This is a genomic window from Roseateles sp. GW821-FHT09H11 (assembly GCF_059415845.1).
In genome coordinates this window covers 529,651-550,843 of the sequence record NZ_JBWKOA010000001.1, presented here as the reverse complement: position 1 = coordinate 550,843, position 21,193 = coordinate 529,651, and the positions used below count along the sequence as shown (strand labels likewise).

Here is a 21,193-nt window from a genome sequence, read left to right as displayed (position 1 = left end):
GAGCAGGGCGGGGAGCGATCGGGTCGACGGTCGGTTCTGGTGACGGTTCTCGTGACGGTGCTGGGGAGCGTCCATGAAGGCGGCCATGTCGTGACTCAGGTCTGCGGGAGCGGCGCGGCCGCCGCACGACCGCGGCGCGACAGCAGCAGGAGCACGACCGTCAGGGCGACCGCATAGGCACCCGCCATGACGATGAACATCGGTCGGTAGGTGACGGTGCCGACCAGGCTGCCGATCAGCCAGGTGCTGACGATGCCGCCGGTGCCGCTGGTCACGCCGATCACCGCGAGCACCTTGCCCATGCGGCGCGGGTTGAAGATCTCCAGCGGAATGGATGTGATCGTCACCTGCCAGATCAGGTGCAGGAAGGCGACGGCGGAGGCCGAGGCGATGCTGACCTCGATCGACGGTTCGAAGTAGTTGACCGCGCCCAGCGGCGCGATCACCGCGATGGCGCCGAGCGTGACCAGCCGCGCCTGAATCGGCGCCAGCCCGCGGCGCACCAGCCCGCCGATCACCCAGCCCGCGGACAACGAGCCCAGCGCCGCCGCCAGGTAGACGGCCCAGGCCCGATGGCCCATCTCGAGGGTGCTCAGGCCGCGTTCGTCGGTGAGGTACTTCGGGAACCAGTTCAGGTAGAAGAACCAGACCGGGAAGCTCAGCATCTGCCCGAAGCCGAAGGCCCAGACCTTGGGTTCCGTCAGCACCTCGCGCCAGGTGCCGGGGTCGGCGACCGGCGCGGCGACGCGGGCGTGGCCGGGGTCGGCGGCCTCTAGCGCGGCGATCTCCGCCTGCGCGGCGCGCAGCGGCAGCAGCCACCACAGCGCGACCCAGCACAGCCCCACCACGCCGAGCAGCAGGAAGGCCATGCGCCAGCCGACGGCGGCGTCGATCGCGGTGACCAGCGGCGGCGACACGGCCGCGCCGAACATCGCGGCCGCCGTGTACACGCCGATCCCCATGGCCTTGTGGCGGACCGGCAGGAACAGGGCGACGACCACCGGCGCGGCGATGAAGTTGCCGGTCTCGAACAGGCCCAGGAAGAAGCGGCTCGCCGCGAGCTGCGGCGTGTTGTGCGCCAGACCGCTCAGGCAACCCGCGATCGACCACGCGCCGACGAAGAAGGGCATCGCGCGCACCGGACCGAGCCGGTCCAGCAACCAGCCCGAGCTCAGGTTGCCCAGCGTGTACGCGATCATGAACGCAGTGACGACGGCCGCGTAGCCGCGGTCGTCCATCGCCAGTGCCTGCTGCACCGGCCGGGCCAGCAGCGCGAGCACCTGGCGGTCGAGGTAGTTGAGGAAGGTGGACAGGGACAGCAGCGCCATCACGGCCAGCGGGATCCAGCGCGAACGGGTCATGGTGGTCAGGCTCCCGGCGGCAGGTCGCGCGAGGCGGACAGGCCGGATGCAGCGGATGTGCCGGATGCAGCGGATGCGGCGGATGCGGTACCCCCGCGCGGATCGACGACGTACCGCATCAGCGACGCCTTCGGCGCGATGCCCAGCCCCGGGCCTTCCGGCAGCGTGTACCGGCCGGCCTCGCAACGCATCGTCGTGTCGAAGTGATCGAGGTAGCGGTGCACGAAGTGGTTCTGCACCTCGTGCACGCTGAACATCGCCGCGGCCGCCGAGGCGTGCAGGCTCGCCGCCATGAACACGCCGAAGCCGATCGTGGCGTGCGGCGCGACCCGCACGTGAAACACGTCCGCCAGCTGGCAGATGCGCAGGAACTGCGTGATGCCGGTGCGGCCCATCTCCGGCTGGATGACCGACAGCGCGCCGGTCTTGAGCCGCAGGTGCGCGTCGAAGACGGTGCGCCATTCCTCGCCGACGGCGATCGGGATGCGCGTGACGGCCGCCAGCCGCGCCAGTCCGTCGATGTCTTCGGTGTGGACCGGCGCCTCGAGGAAGGCGATGTGGCAGGACTCGATGGCCCGGGCGATGTTGATCGCCTCGCCCGCCGTGTGGTTCCAGTGCAGGTCCAGCATGATCTCGATGTCGGGGAAATTCGCCCGCATCGCGTGGATCAGCGCCACCGGATCGAAGGCCGACGACGCATGCACCTTGAACGCCCGGTAGCCCTCGGCCCGCAACGCCCCCACCGCCTCCAGCTTCGCGGCCAGGTCCGTGCCCGGGATGTGGGTGATGTAGGCCGGCAGGCGGTCGCGCGCGCCGCCGCCCAGCAGCTTGCGCACCGGCAACCCGAGGCGCTTGCCGCACAGGTCCCACAGCGCGATGTCCACCGCCGCCAGCGCGTCCAGCCAGAAGCCCGTGGTGTAGCCGCGCACCCGCATCATGTCGTAGAGGCGCTGCCACAGCAGCTGCACGTCCAGCGGATCCTGGCCGCGCAGGAAGGGCGCGATCACGTCGTCGACCAGCGCCTGCACCGCGCCCGCCGCGACGATGCCGTAGGTCTCGCCCCAGCCGACGGTGCCGTCCTCGCAGGTCACGCGCAGCAGCAGCGTGCGGTCGTCGGCCGGGTAGATCGTGCCGTTGTCCGGATCGATCAGGTAGCCGCGCTCGGTGGGCTGCACCGGATGGCCCATGTGGGACGCCAACGGTCGCGCCACGCGGATCGCGATGGCCTCGACATGGGCGATGCGGTGGCCCGCGGGGGTGCCCATGGCGGACGCGGCGGACGTGGCGGTCGGCACGGCGGCGGAAGCGGGGAAAGCGGGCGACGGTGTCACGGTGACCTCACTCCTCGGAAGCGCGCAGATGCAGGAACCCGCTGACGCAGGCGTGGCGGGAGTCGACGAAGCGGCTCTCGATGTCCTCGGCGCGCAGCGCCGCGGCATAGAGCTGGCACAGCGGGCCGTTGCCGACCAGCGGCACCACCGCGGCGCGCAGGTCGGGCAGGACCGCCAGCGCATCGGCGATCTCCGACCCGATCAGCAGCCCGCGCAGGTAGGACGCCGCGTCCGCCTTGGACAGCCGCGCCTGCATCACGCGGGCCCGCGCGCCGAAGAGCGCCGTCGACAGGCCCAGCTGACGGCGCCGCCCGGTGGCGACGCCTTCGTGGAAGGCCGGTCCGTCCACCGCGGGACCGTCGACGATCGAGGCCAGCAGCCCGGCGGCGGTCAGCCGGTCGAACATCTCGCCCGACATGCTGGTGAAGAAATCGACGATGCAGCCGGACTCGAAACGCGCCCACTTCGTGTGGGTGCCGGGCAGGGCGATCAGGCCGCTCCAGCGCGGGTTCGCGGCGGCGAAGCCGAACAGCTCCATCTCCTCGCCGCGCATCACGTCGGGGCCGTCGTCGAAGGCGCGGCGGCAGCACACGCCGGGCACGATACGCAGGTCCGTCGTGCCGATGCGCGCCGGGACCAGGCGGGCGGCGATGTCGGCCAGGGTCGCCGGGGCGGCGGCGTAGGGCGCCTCGGCCCAGCCGATGTTGGAGCCGATCATCCCGGACGCGTACACCCGCAGCGTGTCCAGGTCGGGCCATTGCGCGCGCAGCGCGGCGATGGTGGCGGCCATGCCGTCACGGCCGAGGCCCGCCACGCCGCCCCGACTGGACCATTCGGCGGACACCTCGCCCGTGGGCGCGATGCGGCAGGCGCGGAAGTTGGTCGAGCCCCAGTTGATGCCGACGGTGTCGGCCGGACCGGGCGCGGGCACGGAGGGTGCGGCGGACGCGGCGGATGAGGCGGATGAGGCCGGCGAGGCCGCGCGGTCTTCAACGTCGCGTGACACTGGCGCCTCCGTCGATGCGATGGACCGCGCCCGTGATCCAGGCGGCGCGGTCGGACACGAGGAACAGCGTGAGCTCGGCGACTTCCTCGGCCGTGCCCCAGCGTTCGAGCGGATGCCGCTGCATGTTGACGCGCGCCGCCTTGTCGGGGTCGGCGGCGCGCGCCATCGTGGCGCGCATCGCCGGCGTGTCGACCGAGGCCGGCGCGATCGCGTTGACGCGGATGCCGGCCGGGGCGAGCTCCAGCGCGGCCGTCTTCATGAGGTTGTTCAGCGCGCCCTTGGAGGCCGCGTAGGCGGCCTGCGTGGGCGTGGCGAAGTCGGCGTTGATCGACGACATCAGCACCACCGCGCCGCCGCCGCGCTGCTTCATCGCGCCGGTGCAGTGGCGCAGCAGCCGCACGGCGCCGACCACGTTGACGTCGTAGATCTCGAGCCAGCGCTCCGGGTCGACGTCGAGCACGCCGCCCATCGCCGTGATCGCCGCGGCGTGCACGACGATGTCGGGCATGCCGATGCGGCGGTTCATCTGGGCGAGCGCCTGCTCGAGCGTCGCGCCGTTGCGCAGGTCGACGACCAGGTCGCAGTCCGACGCGATCTCGGGGACGATGTCCAGGCCGGCGACGGTCGCGCCGGCGGCCTGCAGCCGCCGCACGATCGCCGCGCCGATGCCGCTGGCGGCGCCGGTGACGAGCGCGCGCCGGCCGTGGAGTTCATGGGATGCGGGATTCATCGCTGCTCCTGGATCAGTACTTCATGGTCAGGTTGGCCTTGAAGATACGTCCGAACATCGCGTTGGTGCGCAGTCCCTCGACCGATCCGTCATAGGTGCGCTGCCGGCTGTTGCGCAGGTTGTTGGCTTCCAGGCCCAGCGACACCTGCTTGGAGAAGTCGTAGCGCAGCGTCGCCGACAGGTCGGTGTAGCTGTCGTTGTAGATGCCGGTGTTGGCGGCCGACAGGCTGACCAGGTACTTGTCGCGCCAGTTCATCGCCAGCCGCACGCTCAGCGGGCCCTGCTCGTAGTAGCCGATCAGGTTGACGTTGTTGGTCGACAGGCCGGGGAAGGTCAGCTGGCGGCCGGCGGCGTCGCGCACCGGGGTCTTGGAATCGATGTAGGAGTAGGTCGCCATCGTGCCGAAGCCGTTGAAGGGCTCGGGCAGGAAGTAGAAGGGCAGCTGGAGCAGCAGCTCCGCGCCGCGCACCTTGGCGCCCTCGCCGTTGACCTTGCGGTTGACCAGATAGTCGACGCCGCCGTAGTTCTCCGAGATCTGCTTCTGGATGATGTAGGTCGAGATGTCCTTGTCGAACACGCCGAGCGAGGCCACCGCCTGCCTGCCGAAGTACTTCTCGATGGACAGGTCGAACTGCGTGGCCTTGAAGGCCTGCAGCTGCGGCGACCCGCCGCTGCCGGTGCCGGGCTGTGTGATCACGCCGCCGGTGATGACCGGCGCGAACAGCCGCACGCCGTTGTTGAGATCGGCGGTGTTGGGGAAGGACACCACCTTGGCCGCGCCCAGGCGCAGGACGGTGTCCGGCGTCAGCTCGTAGCGCGCGACCGCCGAGGGCAGCCACGCCTTGTCGGTGCGGTCGGCGGTGTTGGGTGAGGTGCTGCCGTCGGGATTGATCAGGTTGCCGATGGAGCTCAGCCTGCGCTGGACCGCACGCAGGCCCACGTTGCCGGTCAGCCCGCGGCCGAACAGCTCGCCGTCGAAGTTCAGCTTGCCGTAACCCTCGGTGATCGTCTCCTTGATCGTGAAGGTGCTGGCGATGGAGGTCAGCTCGTTCTGCGGATTCAGGCAGGGGCGGCTCTGCGAGATCGCCGGGATCGCGGTGAAGGCCTTGCAGCCGGTGAACGCGTCGCGCGACGGCGCCAGGTAGCTGCGCGGCAGTCCGTTGAAGTAGCCCGAGGCGAAGTCCGGATTCGAGTAGGTCGTCAGGAAGTCCGACAGCTGCGTCGCCGGCACGCCGCCGGCGGGACGGATGTCGGCCACCAGCGGGTTCTGTTCCGACGCCAGGCGCGACACGCGCGCGCCGACGTCCGCGGAGTCCAGCCAGCCCATCTCCAGCTTCTTCTTGAAGTCCAGGCGGCCGGCCCGGTTCTCGGTCACCGCGGAGAAGTTGCTGTCGAACAGGATCGACTGCGACATCTGCGTGGGATCGGCCAGGTTGACGCCGTTGATCGTGAAGGCGCCGAAGGGTCCTTGCGTGAGGTCGAAGTCGACGCTGCTGCCCAGGCCGGCGCGCGGCTGCAGGCGCAGGTAGCGCTGGTGGTAGCTGGACGACGAGCGCCCGGTCGAGACCTCGGCGGTGCCGCTGAGCGTGTCGGAGATCAGGTACTTGCCGCGCAGCGCCGACGAGACGACCGTGGCGTGGACGTCCGCGAACTCGGTGTTGGCGAGCACCGGCGTGGCCGCGTGGCCGCTCAGCAGGATGTTGTTGTCCGAGTAGGTCGCGTTGCTCAGGCCCGAGGTGGGATTGAACGCGATCCAGTAGCGGTCCCGCGCCGAGTCGAGCTTGGACGCGAAGGTGTCGGCCACCAGCTCGAAGCCCGGTTTCGGACGCCATTGCAGCGCGGCATTGAAGCCGGTCTTCCTGCGGTGCTCCTGGATGTCGGAGGCGCGCACGTCCTGGTCGCCGAAGACCGGCACGGTCGCCGACTTCGACGGGTCGATGAACTGCTTGTAGCCGGAGAAGGTGTCCAGCCCCTGTTGCGACAGCCGGCGCTCGTCGTGCGAGATCGAGACCAGGACGCCGATTTCCGGCGAGAGCTTGCGCGAGATCAGGCCGAAGAACTCGCGGCCGTACTTGCCGGGCAGTTGGTCGTAGGTCAGGCCGGCCTTGCCGACGAGCTGGTTGCCATCGTCCAGCGGCAGGCGCGAGCGGATGTCGACGATGCCGCCCAGCCCGCCGGACACCTGGTCCGCGCCGGCGAGCTTGGTGACCTCGAGGTTGGCGATCAGCTCCGAGGGCACGAGCGCCATGATCCCGTAGGTCGTGGTGCCGAGCTGGTCCAGCCCGGTGCCGCCGCGGCCGGTGGCGTCGACGATCTCGCGGCCGTTGAACAGCGTGACGTTCTGGCGCAGCCCGCGGATCGAGATGTTGGTGCCTTCGCCGACGCCGCGGTCCACCTGGATGCCGGAGACGCGCGACAACGATTCGGCCAGGTTGCGGTCGGGCAGCTTGCCGATGTCGTCGGCCACGATCGAGTCGACGAACTGCGTGGCGTTGCGCTTCTGGTTGCGTGCCGACTCGAGGCTCTTGCGGATGCCGGTGATCTCGACACGGTCCAGCGCCACGCCGGCCTCGGCGGGCTTCTTCCCGCCGTCCTTCCCGCCGTCCTTGCCGTCGGTCTTCGCCGGCTCCCCGGCGTCGTCGGTCGCCTCGTTCGCGGCGCTCCGGGGGGCCTCTTGTGCCGCCGCAACCTTCGCGGCCGCCGCAGCCGTGGCGGTCGGCGGGACGGGCGGGGCGCTCTCCTGGGCGATCGCCGGCAGCACGGCGCCGGTGCTCAACACGGTGGATGCCAGCAGCCCTCGAATGACTCGCTTTGCCATCTTCGATCCTTTCATGTCTCCGTTGTTGTGTCGCTCCCGGCGGCACGCGGCCTGTCGGCGGCGGGCGGATCCGGGGGCGGTGACAGGCGGGCAGATCGAGCTGCGCCGTCGCTGTTGTTGTGTATATTAAAGCAACAGAATAACGATCGCAATGCGCACGAGATGACGTTTACCCGGAGCAGGTGCGACGTTTTAGGTGGTTGCCCTTGGTGATTTCCATGAAAGCGTTGTGCTTGATGCTGCTTTGGTAGCAACACTTGTTATGCTGATATAGCAACAACTGTTCTCGTCGCAGCCGAGCCAAGGGGGCGGGGCCGCGGGGACGGCGACGATGCATCCAGGAGACGACATGACCGAACTGCAGGGCGTGATGCCCATTCTTCCGACCATCTTTTCCGACACCGGCGCGATCGACGAGACCGGCACGCGGCGGGTGCTGGACTACGTGATCGACGCCGGCGCCGCGGCGGTGGTCTTCCCCGGCCTGGCCAGCGAGTACGACCTGCTCAGCCGGGAGGAGCGGCTGTACATGACCGCGCGGCTGGGCGAGTGGATGGACGGCCGGCGGCCGCTGGTGATCGGCGCGAGCGCCGCCTCGACGGAAGACGCGATGGCGTATGCGCAGGCCGGCGCGAAGGCGGGCGCGGTGGCCGCGATGATCCTGACGCCCAAGGCGCTCGCGGACGACCTCGACGGGATGGCGCGCTTCTACCGCGACGTGCACGAGGCCTCGGGGCTGGACATCATGGTGCAGAACGCGCCGGCGCCGATGGGCATCGGGCTGCCCTTGTTCCAGGTCGCGCAATTGGCGCGCGAGGTCGACGGCATCCGCTACGTGAAGGAGGAGGCGGCGCCTTCGGGGCAGCGCATCACGCAGCTGGGCGAACTGGCCGGGGAGGCGCTGGACGCGGTCTTCGGCGGCGCGGGCGCGCGCTATGTGATCGACGAGCTGGCGCGCGGCAGCCGTGGCACGATGCCCGCCTGCGAAATCACCGAGCTGCACGTCGCCATGGTCCGTCACTTCAATGCCGGCGAGGTCCGCCAGGCCCGCGATCTGTTCGAGCAGACCCTGCCGCTGCTCAGCATGCAGGCCAACTTCCGCTGGCACCTGACGAAGGCGGTGCTGCAGCGGCGCGGCCTGATCGAATCGGCGCATGTGCGGGCGCCGGGGCCGGGCATGGATCGCTACGACCATCAGGAGCTCGACGCGCTGCTGGCCCGGCTGCAGGACGCCGGGCTGATCGATTTCGCGAGGCAGGCATGAGCGTCGCGGTCGAAGGACGTGGGCAGGCGGCGCGCGGCGACTGGCGTGTCGCGCGCATCGAGACCTACATCGTCACCGTGCCGCGCACGACGCCTTACCTCGGGCCGCCAGGCCCCGGCGAATCGGTCAACGCGCGCGGCTACATCGTGCGGCGCGGCAACGGCACGATCTACCCGACGGTGGACCGTTCGGTGGTGGTCAAGGTGACGGCCGCGAACGGCCGCGTCGGCTGGGGCGAGACCTACGGCATCTGCGCGCCGCGCGCGACCTGCGAGATCGTCAACGACCTGCTGGCGCCGGTGCTCGACGGACGCGACCCGGAGGACGTGGAGGCGCTGTGGGACGAGCTCTACGGACTGATGCGCGTGCGCGGCAGTTTCGGCGGGCACTACGTCGACGCGATCGCGGCGCTGGACATCGCACTGTGGGACCTGCGCGCGCAGGCGCGCGGCGTGCCGCTGCGCGCGCTGCTCGGTCCGGTGCGGCGCGAGGAGGTGCCGGGCTACCTGTCGGGACTGCCCGGCGCGACGATCGAGGCCCGTGTCGCCATGGCGCTGGACTGGCAGCGCCGCGGCGTGCGGTCATTCAAGTTCGCGGGGGTCGTCAGTCACGAGGGCATCGCCGAAGAGTTCAGCGCCTTGCGCGAAGCGCTCGGCGACGACGTGGACCTGATGGTGGATCTCCATTGGAAGTTCGACGCGCTGGAGGCGATCGCGCTCGCGGAGCGTCTGGCGCCCTGCCGGCCGCGGTTCATCGAGGCACCGGTGAAGCCCGAGGACATCGCCGGCCTGCGCGCCGTGTGCGCCGCGAGCCCGGTGCCGGTGGCCGGCGGCGAGGAGTGGGGCACCGCCTATGAGGCGCGGCATCGGCTCGAGCCCGCGTCGGTGCGGTATCTCCAGCCCGAGATGGGACACACGGGCGTCACGCAGTTCCTGCGCATCGCCGCGATGGGGGAGGCGGGCGGGGCGGTGCTGGCACCGCATGCCACGATCGGCGTGGGCATCTTCCTGGCGGCGAGCCTGCACGCGTCCTGCGTGGCGGGACGGTTCTGGAAGCATGAATGGCAGCACTCCATCTTCGAACGCTGCCTGCCGCTGCTCACGACCGACATGACCTACCATGACGGCCGCTATCGGCCGCCTTCGGGGCCGGGGCTGGGCGTGTCGCCGTCGCCGGCGTTCATGGCGCATGCCGAGCTCGTGACCTGACACCGCACGCCCTTTCCGCAGCTTCTCCTGCCGTCCTCGACCCGGAACTCCGATCACCGTATGCAATCGTCGCTACTTGGCGCACAGCCGAACCAGAGCCTCATCGACGGCATCGCCACGCTGCAGGCGCTGGCCACCGCGCCGGAGCCGGTGGGCTGCCGCGAGCTGGCCCGCCGCATCGGGCTGGACCCGACCAAGGTCAACCGGCTGCTGAAGACGCTGACCTACCTGGGCATCGCGCGGCAGACGTCCAACCGCAAGTACACGTCGGGCCCCGGCATGCATGTGCTGGCGGCGCAGAGCCTGTTTGCATCCGGCCTGATGCGCCGCGCGCTGCCGCTGCTGGAGGGGCTGCGACGCTTCGGCCACACGGTGGCGCTGGGGGTGTTGTGGAACGACAGCGTCAGCTACCTGTTCCATGCGCCGCCCGGCATCGAGGCCTCGCGGGGGCTGGGCCGCATCGGCCTGCTGCCGGCGTCGATCAGCGGCATCGGCATGGTGCTGTTGTCCGAGCTGGACGACGAGCGCATCGCCGAGATCTATGCCGAGGTCGCCGAGATCCCCAACTTCCCCGGCGGTCTGCCGCAGCTGATGGAGAAGATCGGCGAGACCCGTGCGCAGGGGTATGCGCGCGTGCATGTCGCCGACGACCGCGACCACCACGTGGTCGCCGTCACGTCGGGGGATCCGGCGCACGTGGGCATCGCGCTGTCGGGCTGGATCCCGGACGGCTCGACGCCGCCGCTGGTCGAGGCGCTGCGGCAGGCCGCGACCGAACTCGGCGGCTGATCGGCCGGACCGCGCTGGGCGGCTCAGCCGCCGGATCGAGCTCGGCGGCTCAGCCGCCGGATGGCCCGCGCGCCCGGATCACCCCTGCGCCATCGCTCGCACCTGTTCCGCGGTGAGCGCGCCGCCGAAGATCCTGAAGTCCTGCAGCCGTCCGTTGAAGTAGGGATCCTGCCCGTACTGCGCGCGGCCCAGCCAGTTCTGCGTCGTCTTGCCGAGCTGGTAGGGCGCGAGATCCATCGTCGCGATCGAGGCCGCCGCGGCGCCGTCGACGTAGAGCGTGCAGGTCCTGTCCTTGAGCGTCATGGCCAGGTGGACCCAGCGGCCCTTGGCGAGCGGCCCCGTCGACACGGTCTGTTCGCCGAAGTAGCTCGTGTTGGTCACGCTGACCCGCATCGCGTCGGCGCTCACCAGGAGCGCCAGATAGGTGATGTCGGTCGAGCCGAAGTCGAAGACGCGCGCGTTCCCCTTGTTCACGCCGTTCCACCAGACCCAGCCGGCGATCGTGAGGTCGCCGACACCGGCCACCACGCCCGCAGGCAGCTCCAGGTGACCGGAGGCGCCATCCAGCGCCAATGCCTGGGTGCCGGTCTTGCGGCCGTCGCCCCAGGACGCGCCGCCCTTGAGGGCGCCGGCCAACTGGCGCTCGCCGACGTCGCGGGCGACCGTGCCCTGGCCGTCGTCCAGCGGCAGGCTCAACAGCAGCGGTGCGTCCAGGTCGACGATCGAGGTGGCCGAGGTCGACAAGGTCGCTCCGGCGCCGTCCAGCGCGCGGATCTGATACTGCCACCGGCCCTGGGTCACGGAGGTGTCGGTCCACGTGTTCAGGTCGCCGGCATTGATGCGGCCGAGCTCCGTGAACGCGCTGGCCCCGACGGCCGCGCGCAGGACCGCGTGTGACGCCGCGTCCGCGCTGCCCCACCAGGACAACTGCGCCGCGCCACCGCGCACGATCGCCTGCAACCCGGTGGGCTTGACGCGCGACACCTCCGCGTCCCGCGAGAACGTCAGCGTGCCGAAGCTGAGGTCGTCGCCGAGCCAGGTGTTGCCTTCCGGGCGCAATTGCGCCGCCAGCGCGCTGACCCACGGTGCCGCGAGACCCTTGCGCTTGACGTAGTGGTTGAAGATCGGTTCCCAGCAGGGCCTGCCATTCGGCCGGCCCCCGTCGGAGACGGCGGTGAACGTCCCCTGGCGATTGCTGTAGACGTAGAACGGCAGCGTGTAGAACGCGCCCGCGGCGTCCTTCAGGTTGGACTTCGCAACGTACTCCGCGCCGGCGAGCAGGCGGTTGTCGTCCATGCCGTACAGATCGTCGCCCTGGTTCCAGGCCATCTCGCACAGGTAGCCGGCCATGCCCAGACTCAGCGTCGCATGCCCCTGGTCCCGCCCGCTTTCCTGCCATTGCCCCATGTGGCCGGGATGGCGTGCGTAGACCATGTGCTGCGACGCGCCGTTGCCGCGGCCCCGGTTGAAGTAGTCGAGGGCCTCCTGGTAGACGTCGGCGCGGTCCGCGAAGACCCCGATGGCCAGCATGCCGACCAGGCACACGAGGTCCCAGTTGGCCCAGTGGTTGGTGACGTTCGAGCCGTTGTGGTCCTTCAGGAAGCTGCTGGTCAGCGGATAGAAATGGGTCAGCAGCCACTGCTGGCAGGCGGCGCGGTCCACGGCGCTCCAGCCACTGTAGGTGCGCAGGATCTCGGCCGCGTTGGCCCACTGGTAGCCGTAGATCCCGGCGGCGAGGAAGCGGTCGCCGTTGCCGGTCAGCGAGGTCATCGTCGAGACCCACGCGTTGACGTAGCGCACGGCCTGGTCGGCATAGGCGGCATCGCCCGTGACCTTCCAGCGCAGCGCCAACTGGTAGGCGCGCTGGACATCCTCCACCATGGCGCGGAAGTTCTCGCCGTCGCCGCCGCGGATGGCCGTGGCGACCGGCTGCGGGTCGCGGCCCAGCTGCGCGCGGCTGCTCGAGGTCAGCGCCCGAAGGCCGCCCACCCACGGCTCGCGCCCCGCCGCGAGCTGCGTCCTCATGCGGCTGAAGTCGGCCTCGGTGTTCAGCAGGCCCGGATGCGTGAACGTGCGTGCGGTGGCTGTCGTCCCGGTGCTCGTCGAGCCGGTACCGCCGGTCGCGACCGTGCCGCCGTCGGTGCTGGCGCCGGTCGACGCCATGGACTCATCGGAACCGCCTGAGCCGCAAGCGCTCAAACCGAGCGCCGATCCACCGGTCACAAGAGCCTGCTGTAGCCATTGGCGGCGGGAGCTGGTCGACGCGAGCCACGCGTCAAGGTCGAGATTCATCACGATGGGAATGCCTGCGTCGACAAGAAGTTGCTTCGAAGAAGGTGCCTTTGGGCACTTTCCTCATCTTGACTTGACATCGTTGTCAGCTCGCGGGCGGTTTCACTCTGTGACGGTTCGCGTCGGCACGGCGCAACACCTGTCCCCGCGAGGACGCCTCGACATCCCCAACGCGCGCCATCCACCTCGACGGCGGCGTGCGGCTCAACCGGGTGCCGCCCGCTGCGACAGTCGATCCAGGCTGTCCTTCAAGCGCTTGAACGCGGGCGTCGACCGCAGCGCCTCGGCGCCCGCCTTCTGCAGCTCCTGCACGTCGCGCCCCTCGATCGTGAACGCCGTGGGCACGCGCAGCAGGCTGTGCCGGATCTTGTCGTCCGGCACGTCATGCAGGCTCACGCTGATGATGTGGAGTTCGGCGTCCGCCGCGAAGGGGCTGCCCGGCGTGCCGCGCGTGCGCATCAGTTCGGCCCGCCAGCGGCGGTCGTCGTCGTTGAGCATGGCCAGCGTGACCTGCGTCTCCCGCGCGCCGGCGCCGAAGACCAGCGTCTCGATGACCTGCCCGGTCGACGGCACGCGGTCGCTGGCGTCGATGCGCTCGGCCAGGTCGCGTTCCGAGTTCACCGTGACCAGGATCATCCGGTGGATCGAGCCGGGCGGCGCGTCCGGGAAGGACGACGCGATGGAGCCGCCGGCCAGCAGGCGGTCCAGCATCAGCCGCGCGCCGGTGTTGTCCGAGACGCCGCCGTCCACCAGGTGGATGAAGGGCCGCTCCTTGGCGTCGCGATAGCTCTGGGCGCTGAGTGCCAGCAACCGGGTGCGGTAGTCGTTCTCGACCATCGTCGAGCCGCGCGGCGGCAGCGGCCCGGGCGCGCATTCGCCGGCGTGGTTCTGCAAGGTGATCGGCGAAAGCAGGATGGGCACCGCCGACGAGGCCGCGACCGCGAACGACAGCGGCGTGCGATCCAGGTCGGAGCAGATCAGGCCGAATTGCTCCGGCGTGAAGTCGAAGGGCGCGCCGGTGGTGAGGTCGGTGGCGGTCACCATCAGGTCCGGCGCGCCGGGGCGCGATTTCAGGTCGCCGAAGGTGCGGCCGCGATAGAGCTCGTCGAGCCGCTGCGCCAGGATGTGGCTGCGGCCGTACCACGGCGAGGTGAGGTGATACAGCCGCGTCGGCGCGAAGGCCTGGCGGATCAGCCCGGCCTCGAAGGGCACCATCAGGAAGTCGGGCTCGAAGCGCGTCAGCGTCTCGTCGCCGAAAGCCGCGAAGTGCGCGGCCAGGATGCTGCCGCCGGAGACGCCGCTGACCAGCGCGACCTGGTCCAGCAGCGTGGTCGGTTCACCGTCGATGTTGAACGACGTGGCCTTCAGTTCGCGCAGGACGCCCAGGCCGAAGGCGGCCGCCCGCGCGCCGCCGCCCGACAGCGTGACCGCGGCCACCACCGGCGCCACGGGGCGACTCGGCGAGGGCCGCGCGACGGGCAACGCGCCGTCCGCCGCCGGGGGAAGCCCCGCGTTGATCCACGGGCGATAAGTCGAACAACCCGCCAGCGCCGCGACGGTCATCAAGGCGGCCAGGAGACCGGCCTGGCCCCGTCCCGGCTCGTGGTCCCGGAACCGGCCAGAATGCCGATGACCCGTGGACCGCTCAAACAGCTGCTTCAAACTTCTCAATCGTCGACTCCCCACCCCGTGCATCAACCACGCGGCGCAGTCTCCCATGTTCCGGAGCGCCTCTTTCCAGACCGCCGCTTCCTCGAGCGCTCAACCGTTCCAGCCGCCGCCCAGCGCCTTGTAAAGCGTCACGCCGTTGGTCAGGCGGGACAGCCGCGTGCCGATCAGCGTCTGCCGCGCGCCGTACCAGGTGCGCTGCGCATCCAGCACGTCCAGGTAGCTGTCGACGCCCCGGACGAAGCGGGCGTCGGACAGCTTCAGCGCTTCGCCGCTGGCTTCGACCAGCGACTGCTGGGCCTCCAGTTGGCCGCTCAACGCGTCGCGCTGCACCAGCGCGTCGGCGACCTCGCGGAAGGCCGATTGAATCGCCTGCTCGTACTGCGCCACCGCGATGTCGCGTCCGGCGACGGCGCTGTCGAGCGAGGCGCGGTTGCTGCCCGCGTCGAAGATCGGCAGGCTGATCTGCGGCAGGAAGGTCCAGGTGCCCGAGCCGCCCTTGAACAGGCCCGACAGGTCGGCGCTGCCGCTGCCCGCCGAGGCCGTCAGGCTGATCCGCGGATAGAAGGCGGCCCGCGCGGCGCCGATGTTGGCCGTGGCCGCCTTGAGCTGGTGCTCGGACTGCAGCAGGTCGGGCCGGCGCAGCATCAGGTCCGACGGCAGCCCGGCGGGCAGCTCGGGCAGCGCGTTGAGCGCGTCCCCCAGCGCACCCGGGGCCAGCGCGTCGGGCACCGGCGTGCCCAGCAGCAGCGCCAGCGCGTTGCGGTCCTGGGCGATCTGTCCGGCGTAGCGCGCCACGTCGACGCGGGCGCTGTCGACGCTGGTCTGCACCTGCCGCAGCGTCAGCGCCGACGCGCTGCCGAGCTCGAAGCGCCGCCGCGTCAGCGCATAGGTGTCGCTCTGGCTGCGCAGCGTCTCTTGCGCCAGCGCCAGGCGCTCCAGGTCGGCGGCCCAGGTCAGGTAGGCGGTGGCCACCTCCGCCACCAGCGAGATCTGCGTGCTTCGCCGCGCCTCTTCGGTGGACAGGTACTGCTCCAGCGCTTGCGTGCTCAGGTTGCGCACGCGGCCGAACAGGTCCAGCTCGTAGGCGCTGACGCCCAGCGTCGCGCTGTACTGGTGGCTGGTCACTGCCGCGCCGGTGCCGGAGAGGGCGGCCGGCGTGCGCGTGGCCGTGCCGCTGCCGTTCGCGGTCACGGCGGGCAGCGTGGCCGCGTCCTGGATGCGGTACTGGGCGCGGGCCTGCGTGATGTTGAGCACCGCGACGCGCAGGTCCCGGTTGTTGTCGAGCGCGAGCCCGATCAGGTCCCGCAGCTTCGCGTCGGCGAAGAAGGTCCGCCAGCCGACGTCGGCGGCCGGGGCGCCGTCCGCCGGCGCCTGCGGGAAGCGATCGGGCACCGGCGCGGCGGGCCGCTCGTAGCGCGGCGCCAGGTTGACGCAGCCGGCGAGGAGCAAGGCCGCGGTCAATGCCGCGAGGCTCGTCAGGGAAGGCAGCGAGGAGGGAGAGATCAAGCGGGTCATGTCAGTGGCCCTCGTTCAACAGGGGAGGGGTGTCCGCGGTCGCCGCGGCGGCGGGGGTGGCCTGGGGCTTCCCGCGCCCCGACAGCCTTTGGACGACGACGAAGAACAGCGGCACGAAGAAGATCGCCAGCACCGTGCCCGACACCATGCCGCCGACGACGGCGGTGCCCAGCGCGTTCTGCGCGCCGGCGCCGGCGCCCTTGCTGATCATCAGCGGCAGCACGCCGAGGATGAAGGCCAGCGAGGTCATCAGGATCGGACGCAGCCGCATGCGGGCCGCGGTGATCGCGGCGTCGAGCGCGGACAGGCCCTTGGCGTGAAGCTCCTTGGCAAACTCGACGATCAGGATCGCGTTCTTCGACGCCAGGCCCACCGTGGTCAGCAGGCCCACCTGGAAGTAGACGTCGTTCATCTTCCACGTCAGCACCGCGCCGACCAGCGTGCCCAGCACGCCCAGCGGCACGACCAGGATCACCGAGAACGGGATGGACCAGCTCTCGTACAGCGCCGCCAGGCAGAGGAAGACCACCAGGATCGACACCGCGTACAGCAGCGTCGCGTGGCCGCCGGCCTCGCGCTCCTGCCGCGACACGCCGGTCCACTCGTAGCCGATGCCCGCGGGCAGTTCGGCGGCGTGGCGCTCGACCAGCGCCAGCGCCTGGCCGCTGGACAGCGTGCCGGGCAGCGCCATGCCCAGGATCTCGACCGAGGGCACGCCGTTGTAGCGCTCCAGGCGCGGTGAACCGGAAGTCCAGCCGGCGGTGGCGAACGCGCTGAACGGCACCATCGTCCCGCCGGCGTTGCGCACGAACCAGTGGTCGATGTCGCCGGGCAGCATCCGGAACGGCGCGTCTGATTGCAGGAAGACCTTCTTCACGCGGCCGCGGTCGAGGAAGTCGTTGACGTAGTTGCTGCCCCAGGCGGTGGAGAAGGTCGCGTTGACGTCGCTCATCGACAGGCCGAGCGCGCCGACCTTGTGTTCGTCGATGTCGAGCCGGAACTCCGGCGTGTCCTCCATGCCGTTGGGCCGCACCGCCACCAGGCCGGGTTCCTTGGACAGCGCGCCCAGCAGCTGGTTGCGCGCCTGCATCAGCGCCGCATGGCCGAGGTTGGCCCGGTCCTGCAGCATCAGGTCGAAGCCGCTGGCGTTGCCGAGCTCCGACACCGCCGGCGGCACGATCGCGAAGACCGTGGCATTGCGGATCCTCGACAGCGTCGCCATCGCGCGGTTGGCCACCGCCGCGGCCTTCAGTTCCGGGCGGACGCGGTCGCCCCAGGGCTTGAGCTTGACGAAGGCGAAGCCCGCGTTCTGGCCGCTGCCCGCGAAGCTGAAGCCCGCCACCGAGAAGATCGAGTCGACCGCGTCCTTCTGTTCGACCAGGAAGTGGTGGTCGACCTGCTGCAGCACCTCCAGGGTCTTGGCCTGCGTGGCGCCGGGGGGCAGCTGCACCAGCGTGAACAGCGTGCCCTGGTCCTCATCGGGCAGGAAGCCGGCCGGGATCTTGCTGAAGACGACGCCCACGACGACCACCAGCACCGCGTAGCCCGCCATGTAGCGCCAGCCACGGCCCAGCATGTGGTGCACGATGCCCTGGTAGCGGCGGTTGCCGCGATCGAAGGCGCGGTTGAAGGCGCCGAAGAAGCCGGTCGTGGCCAGCGCATGGCCCTTGGCCGCGGGCTTGAGCAGCGTCGCGCACAGCGCCGGCGTCAGGATCATCGCCACCAGCACCGACAGCGTCATCGCCGACACGATGGTCACCGTGAACTGGCGGTAGATCACGCCGGTGGAGCCGCCGAAGAAGGCCATCGGCACGAACACCGCCGCCAGCACCAGCGCCACGCCGACCAGCGCGCCGGTGATCTGGCCCATGGACTTGCGCGTCGCCTCCAGCGGCGAGAGGCCTTCCTCGCTCATCACGCGCTCGACGTTCTCGACCACGACGATGGCGTCGTCCACCAGCAGGCCGATCGCCAGCACCATCGCCAGCATCGTCAGCGTGTTGAGCGAGTAGCCGAACACCGCCAGCACGCCGAAGGTCCCCATCAGCACCACCGGCACCGCGATCGTGGGGATCAGCGTGGCGCGGAAGTTCTGCAGGAACAGGTACATCACCAGGAAGACCAGCACCACGGCCTCGATCAGGGTCTTGATCACTTCCTCGATGGAGATGCGCACGAAGGGCGTGGTGTCGTAGGGCTTGATGACCTTCACGCCGGGCGGGAAGAACCGGCTCAGTTCCTCCAGCCGCGCGTCGATGCCCTTGACGGTGTCCAGCGCGTTGGCGCCGGTGGCCAGCTTGATTGCCAGACCGGCCGCCGGCTTGCCGTTGAAGCGCGCCACGGTCGCATAACTCTCGCTGCCGAGTTCGACGCGGGCGACGTCGCGCAGCCGCACCGCGGAGCCGTCGGTCTGCGTGCGCAGCAGGATGGCCTCGAACTCCTCGGCCGTCTTCAACCGCGTCTGCGCGGTGATGGTGGCGTTGAGCTGCTGGCCGGGCACCGCGGGCAGGCCGCCCAGCTGGCCGGCCGAGACCTGCGCGTTCTGCGCCTGCACCGCGGTCTTCACGTCCAGCGGCGTCAGCTTGAAGCTGTTGAGCTTGTCCGGGTCCAGCCAGATCCGCATCGCGTATTGCGAGCCGAACAGCGTCGTGTCGCCGACGCCCTCGACCCGGCTGATCGGGTCCTGCACGTTGGCGGCGACGTAGTCGGACAGGTCCGAGCCGTTGAGCCTGCCGTCCTCGGAGATGAAGGCCAGCACGTTGAGGAAGTTGTTGGCCGACTTGGCGACCTGCAGGCCTTGCTGCTGCACCTCCTGCGGCAGCAGCGGCGTCGCCAGGGCCAGCTTGTTCTGGACCTGCACCTGCGCGGTGTCGGGATCGGTGCCGGTCTCGAAGGTCAGCGTGATCGTCACGCTGCCGGTGGATTCGCTGGTCGAGGCGATGTAGGACAGGCGATCCAGTCCCTTCATCTTCTGCTCGATGACCTGCGTCACGGTGTCCTCGAGCGTCCTGGACGAGGCGCCGGGGTAGTTGGCCGTGATGGCGATGGCGGGCGGGGCGATGGAGGGGTACTGGGCGATGGGCAGGGTCAGCACCGCCACGGTGCCGGCCAGCATCGTGATGATGGCCAGGACCCAGGCGAAGATCGGCCGGTCGATGAAGAAGCGAGCCATGAAGGGTCTCCGTCCGATGCTCAGTTCGCGCCCGCGGCGGCGCTGGCCGATGCGGTCTTGACGGCGGGGGCGACCGGGGCGGTCGCGGTCCTGACCTCGACCGGCTCACCGGGGCGCGCCTTCTGCTGGCCTTCGACGACCAGCCGGTCGCCCGCCTTCAGGCCGCTGCCGACCAGCCACTGGTCGCCGATGGCCCGTTCCGTCGTCAGCGCGCGCTGCGCGAGCCGGCCGTCGCCGTCCACGACGAAGGCGACCGGCTTGCCGGTGCTGTCGCGGCTGACGGCCGGCTGCGGCACCAGCACGGCCTGGTCGATCACGCCTTCCTCGATCACCGCCTTGGCGTACATGCCGGGCAGCAGGTCGCCGCGCGGGTTCGGGAACGCCGCGCGCAGCGTCACGGCGGCGGTGTTCGGGTCCACCGTCACCTCGGAGAACTGCAGCGTGCCGGCCTGCGGATAGACGCTGCCGTCCTCGAGCACCAGGCGCACGGCGGCCGTGCCGCTCTTGAGGCGGCCGTTCTCGAGCGAGCGCTTGAGCGCCAGCAGCGCGCCGCTGGACTGGGTGACGTCGACGTAGATCGGATCGAGCTGCTGCACCGTGGCCATCGCGGCGGCCTGGTTGGCGGTGACCAGCGCGCCCGGCGTCACCGTGGAGCGGCCGATGCGGCCGCCGATCGGCGCGGTGATGCGGGTGTAGGCGAGGTTGATGCGCTGCGTCTGCAGCGCCGCCTGCGCGGCGCCGACGTCGGCCTGCGCCTGCAGCAGGCTGGCTTCGGCGTCGTCGGCGTCCTGCTGGCTGACCGCCTTGATCACGGACAGCTCCTTGTAGCGGCCGGCCTTCAGCCGCGCCGACACGAGCGTGGCTTGCGCCTTGGCCAGCGTGGCCTGCGCGTTGTCGACGCTGGCGCGGTAGGTCGCCGGGTCGATCTGGTAGAGCAGCTCCCCGGCCTTGACCTCGCCGCCTTCCTTGAAGCGGCGCTCCTGCACCAGGCCGCCGACCTGGGGCCGCACCTCGGCGACCAGCGCCGCCGTCACGCGGCCGGGCAGCTCGGTGGTCAGCGCCAGGCGCTGCGTCGTCACGGTCGTGACGCTGACCTGCGGGGGGCCGCCCGCGCCCATGACGGGCCGGCCGGGGGGCTCGCCGCAGGCGGTGAGGGCCAGCGCCGCGGCGGCGGCCAGCAGCGCCGTGGGCAGGAAGGGATCAGGGCGGATGCGCATGACGGGACTCCAGGTCGAGCAGGGGCGGTGTTCTTGAAAATGTACCGAACGGTTCGGTATTGACGGGCGGATTATTGGTTTGACAGTTCATGGGTGTCAAGCAAAAATAGACCGATTGGTACGGTTAAGGAGTTGTCGTGAAAGTGCGCACAGAAGCCCGCCGCGAGGCGATCCTGGAGACGGCCTCGCAGGTGTTCCTGGAGTTCGGGTACGAGCGCGCCTCGATGGCGGAGATCGTCAAGCGCATCGGCGGATCGAAGTCGACGATCTACGGCTACTTCGCGTCGAAGGAGGAGTTGTTCCTCGCCGTGACCGCGGCGACGGGCGACCGGCACATGGCCGCGGCGCTGGCCGAGATCGCCGAGTACCGCGGCGGGGACCTTGAGGCGACGCTGTTGCGGTTCGCGGAGAAGCTGGTGGGCTTCCTGACCAGCGACGAGTCGGTGGCGGCGCACCGCATGGTGCTGGGCGCGGCGGGGCACTCCGACATCGGCCGGCTGTTCTACGAGGCCGGCCCGAAGCGCGGCCTGACGGTGGTGGCGGACATGTTCCGGCAAGCGGTGGCGCTCGGCGAACTGCGCCGCGAGGATCCGGGGATCCTGGCCCAGCAGTTCGGCGGGCTGGTCAACGCGGAGCAGTATCACCGCTGGTTTCATCGCGATCTGCCGCCGCTGAGTCGGACGCAGATCAAGCGTTCCGCCCAACGCGCGGTGGACGCGTTTCTCCGGGCCTACGCCACGGAAGCGCTGCTGGCCGGCAGGCCGAAGCACTGACCTCTGGCCGGCAGGCCGGAACGCTGACCGCTCCGGCGGCTGAAAC

The 21,193-nt window shown here is 70.3% G+C and carries 14 protein-coding genes; 4 read left to right on the top strand and 10 right to left on the bottom strand.

The window, feature by feature from the left end; translation table 11 throughout:
* Positions 1–95: 95 nt before the first annotated feature.
* Genes AC07PR_RS02150 through AC07PR_RS02130 form a run of 5 tightly spaced genes read right to left on the bottom strand, consistent with a single transcriptional unit; the run spans position 96 to position 7,246 of the window.
* Positions 96–1,361, bottom strand: coding sequence for an MFS transporter (locus tag AC07PR_RS02150; RefSeq protein ID WP_495134237.1), 1,266 nt, complete (start codon positions 1,359–1,361; stop codon positions 96–98).
* Between the two features lie 5 nt (positions 1,362–1,366).
* On the bottom strand, positions 1,367–2,692 hold the full coding sequence (locus tag AC07PR_RS02145) for a mandelate racemase/muconate lactonizing enzyme family protein (RefSeq protein ID WP_495134236.1): 1,326 nt from the start codon (positions 2,690–2,692) through the stop codon (positions 1,367–1,369).
* Positions 2,693–2,699: 7 nt separating this feature from the next.
* Positions 2,700–3,698: a 2-dehydro-3-deoxygalactonokinase gene (locus tag AC07PR_RS02140; RefSeq protein WP_495134235.1), complete on the bottom strand. Its 999-nt coding sequence runs from the start codon at positions 3,696–3,698 to the stop codon at positions 2,700–2,702.
* On the bottom strand, positions 3,682–4,428 hold the full coding sequence (locus AC07PR_RS02135) for an SDR family NAD(P)-dependent oxidoreductase (protein ID WP_495134234.1): 747 nt from the start codon (positions 4,426–4,428) through the stop codon (positions 3,682–3,684). Before AC07PR_RS02135 ends, AC07PR_RS02140 begins: the two co-directional genes overlap by 17 nt.
* Positions 4,429–4,441: 13 nt before the next feature.
* Positions 4,442–7,246: a TonB-dependent receptor gene (locus AC07PR_RS02130; protein ID WP_495134233.1), complete on the bottom strand. Its 2,805-nt coding sequence runs from the start codon at positions 7,244–7,246 to the stop codon at positions 4,442–4,444.
* A 349-nt stretch (positions 7,247–7,595) separates the two neighbouring features.
* On the opposite strand from AC07PR_RS02130, the gene AC07PR_RS02125 reads away from it, so the two are divergent.
* The 3 genes from AC07PR_RS02125 to AC07PR_RS02115 are packed head-to-tail and all read left to right on the top strand — an operon-like array spanning position 7,596 to position 10,507.
* Positions 7,596–8,510, top strand: a complete 915-nt coding sequence (locus AC07PR_RS02125; RefSeq protein WP_495134232.1) for a dihydrodipicolinate synthase family protein — start codon at positions 7,596–7,598, stop codon at positions 8,508–8,510.
* Positions 8,507–9,718 (top strand): mandelate racemase/muconate lactonizing enzyme family protein, encoded by a 1,212-nt coding sequence (locus AC07PR_RS02120; protein ID WP_495134231.1) that lies wholly within the window; start codon positions 8,507–8,509, stop codon positions 9,716–9,718. Before AC07PR_RS02125 ends, AC07PR_RS02120 begins: the two co-directional genes overlap by 4 nt.
* Before the next feature lie 60 nt (positions 9,719–9,778).
* The gene (locus AC07PR_RS02115) at positions 9,779–10,507 is read left to right on the top strand and encodes an IclR family transcriptional regulator (RefSeq protein WP_431103614.1); all 729 of its coding nucleotides are present in this window, start codon (positions 9,779–9,781) and stop codon (positions 10,505–10,507) included.
* A 78-nt stretch (positions 10,508–10,585) separates the two neighbouring features.
* On the opposite strand, the gene AC07PR_RS02110 is transcribed toward AC07PR_RS02115, so the two are convergent.
* The 5 genes from AC07PR_RS02110 to AC07PR_RS02090 form a co-directional block, all read right to left on the bottom strand.
* On the bottom strand, positions 10,586–12,670 hold the full coding sequence (locus tag AC07PR_RS02110) for a LamG-like jellyroll fold domain-containing protein (RefSeq protein WP_495134230.1): 2,085 nt from the start codon (positions 12,668–12,670) through the stop codon (positions 10,586–10,588).
* Positions 12,671–13,003: 333 nt separating this feature from the next.
* Positions 13,004–14,362 carry a patatin-like phospholipase family protein gene (locus AC07PR_RS02105; protein WP_495134229.1) on the bottom strand — a complete coding sequence of 453 codons (1,359 nt, stop codon included), beginning with the start codon at positions 14,360–14,362 and terminating at the stop codon, positions 13,004–13,006.
* Between the two features lie 198 nt (positions 14,363–14,560).
* The gene (gene adeC, locus AC07PR_RS02100) at positions 14,561–15,985 is read right to left on the bottom strand and encodes an AdeC/AdeK/OprM family multidrug efflux complex outer membrane factor (protein WP_495134228.1); all 1,425 of its coding nucleotides are present in this window, start codon (positions 15,983–15,985) and stop codon (positions 14,561–14,563) included.
* Position 15,986: 1 nt separating this feature from the next.
* Positions 15,987–19,157 (bottom strand): efflux RND transporter permease subunit, encoded by a 3,171-nt coding sequence (locus AC07PR_RS02095; protein ID WP_495134227.1) that lies wholly within the window; start codon positions 19,155–19,157, stop codon positions 15,987–15,989.
* 20 nt (positions 19,158–19,177) lie between these two features.
* Positions 19,178–20,374 (bottom strand): efflux RND transporter periplasmic adaptor subunit, encoded by a 1,197-nt coding sequence (locus AC07PR_RS02090; RefSeq protein ID WP_495134226.1) that lies wholly within the window; start codon positions 20,372–20,374, stop codon positions 19,178–19,180.
* Positions 20,375–20,511: 137 nt separating this feature from the next.
* Here AC07PR_RS02090 and AC07PR_RS02085 point away from each other — a divergent pair, with 137 nt between their 5' ends.
* Entirely contained in the window at positions 20,512–21,147 is a 636-nt protein-coding gene (locus tag AC07PR_RS02085) for a TetR/AcrR family transcriptional regulator C-terminal domain-containing protein (protein WP_495134225.1), read from the top strand.
* Positions 21,148–21,193: the final 46 nt, after the last annotated feature.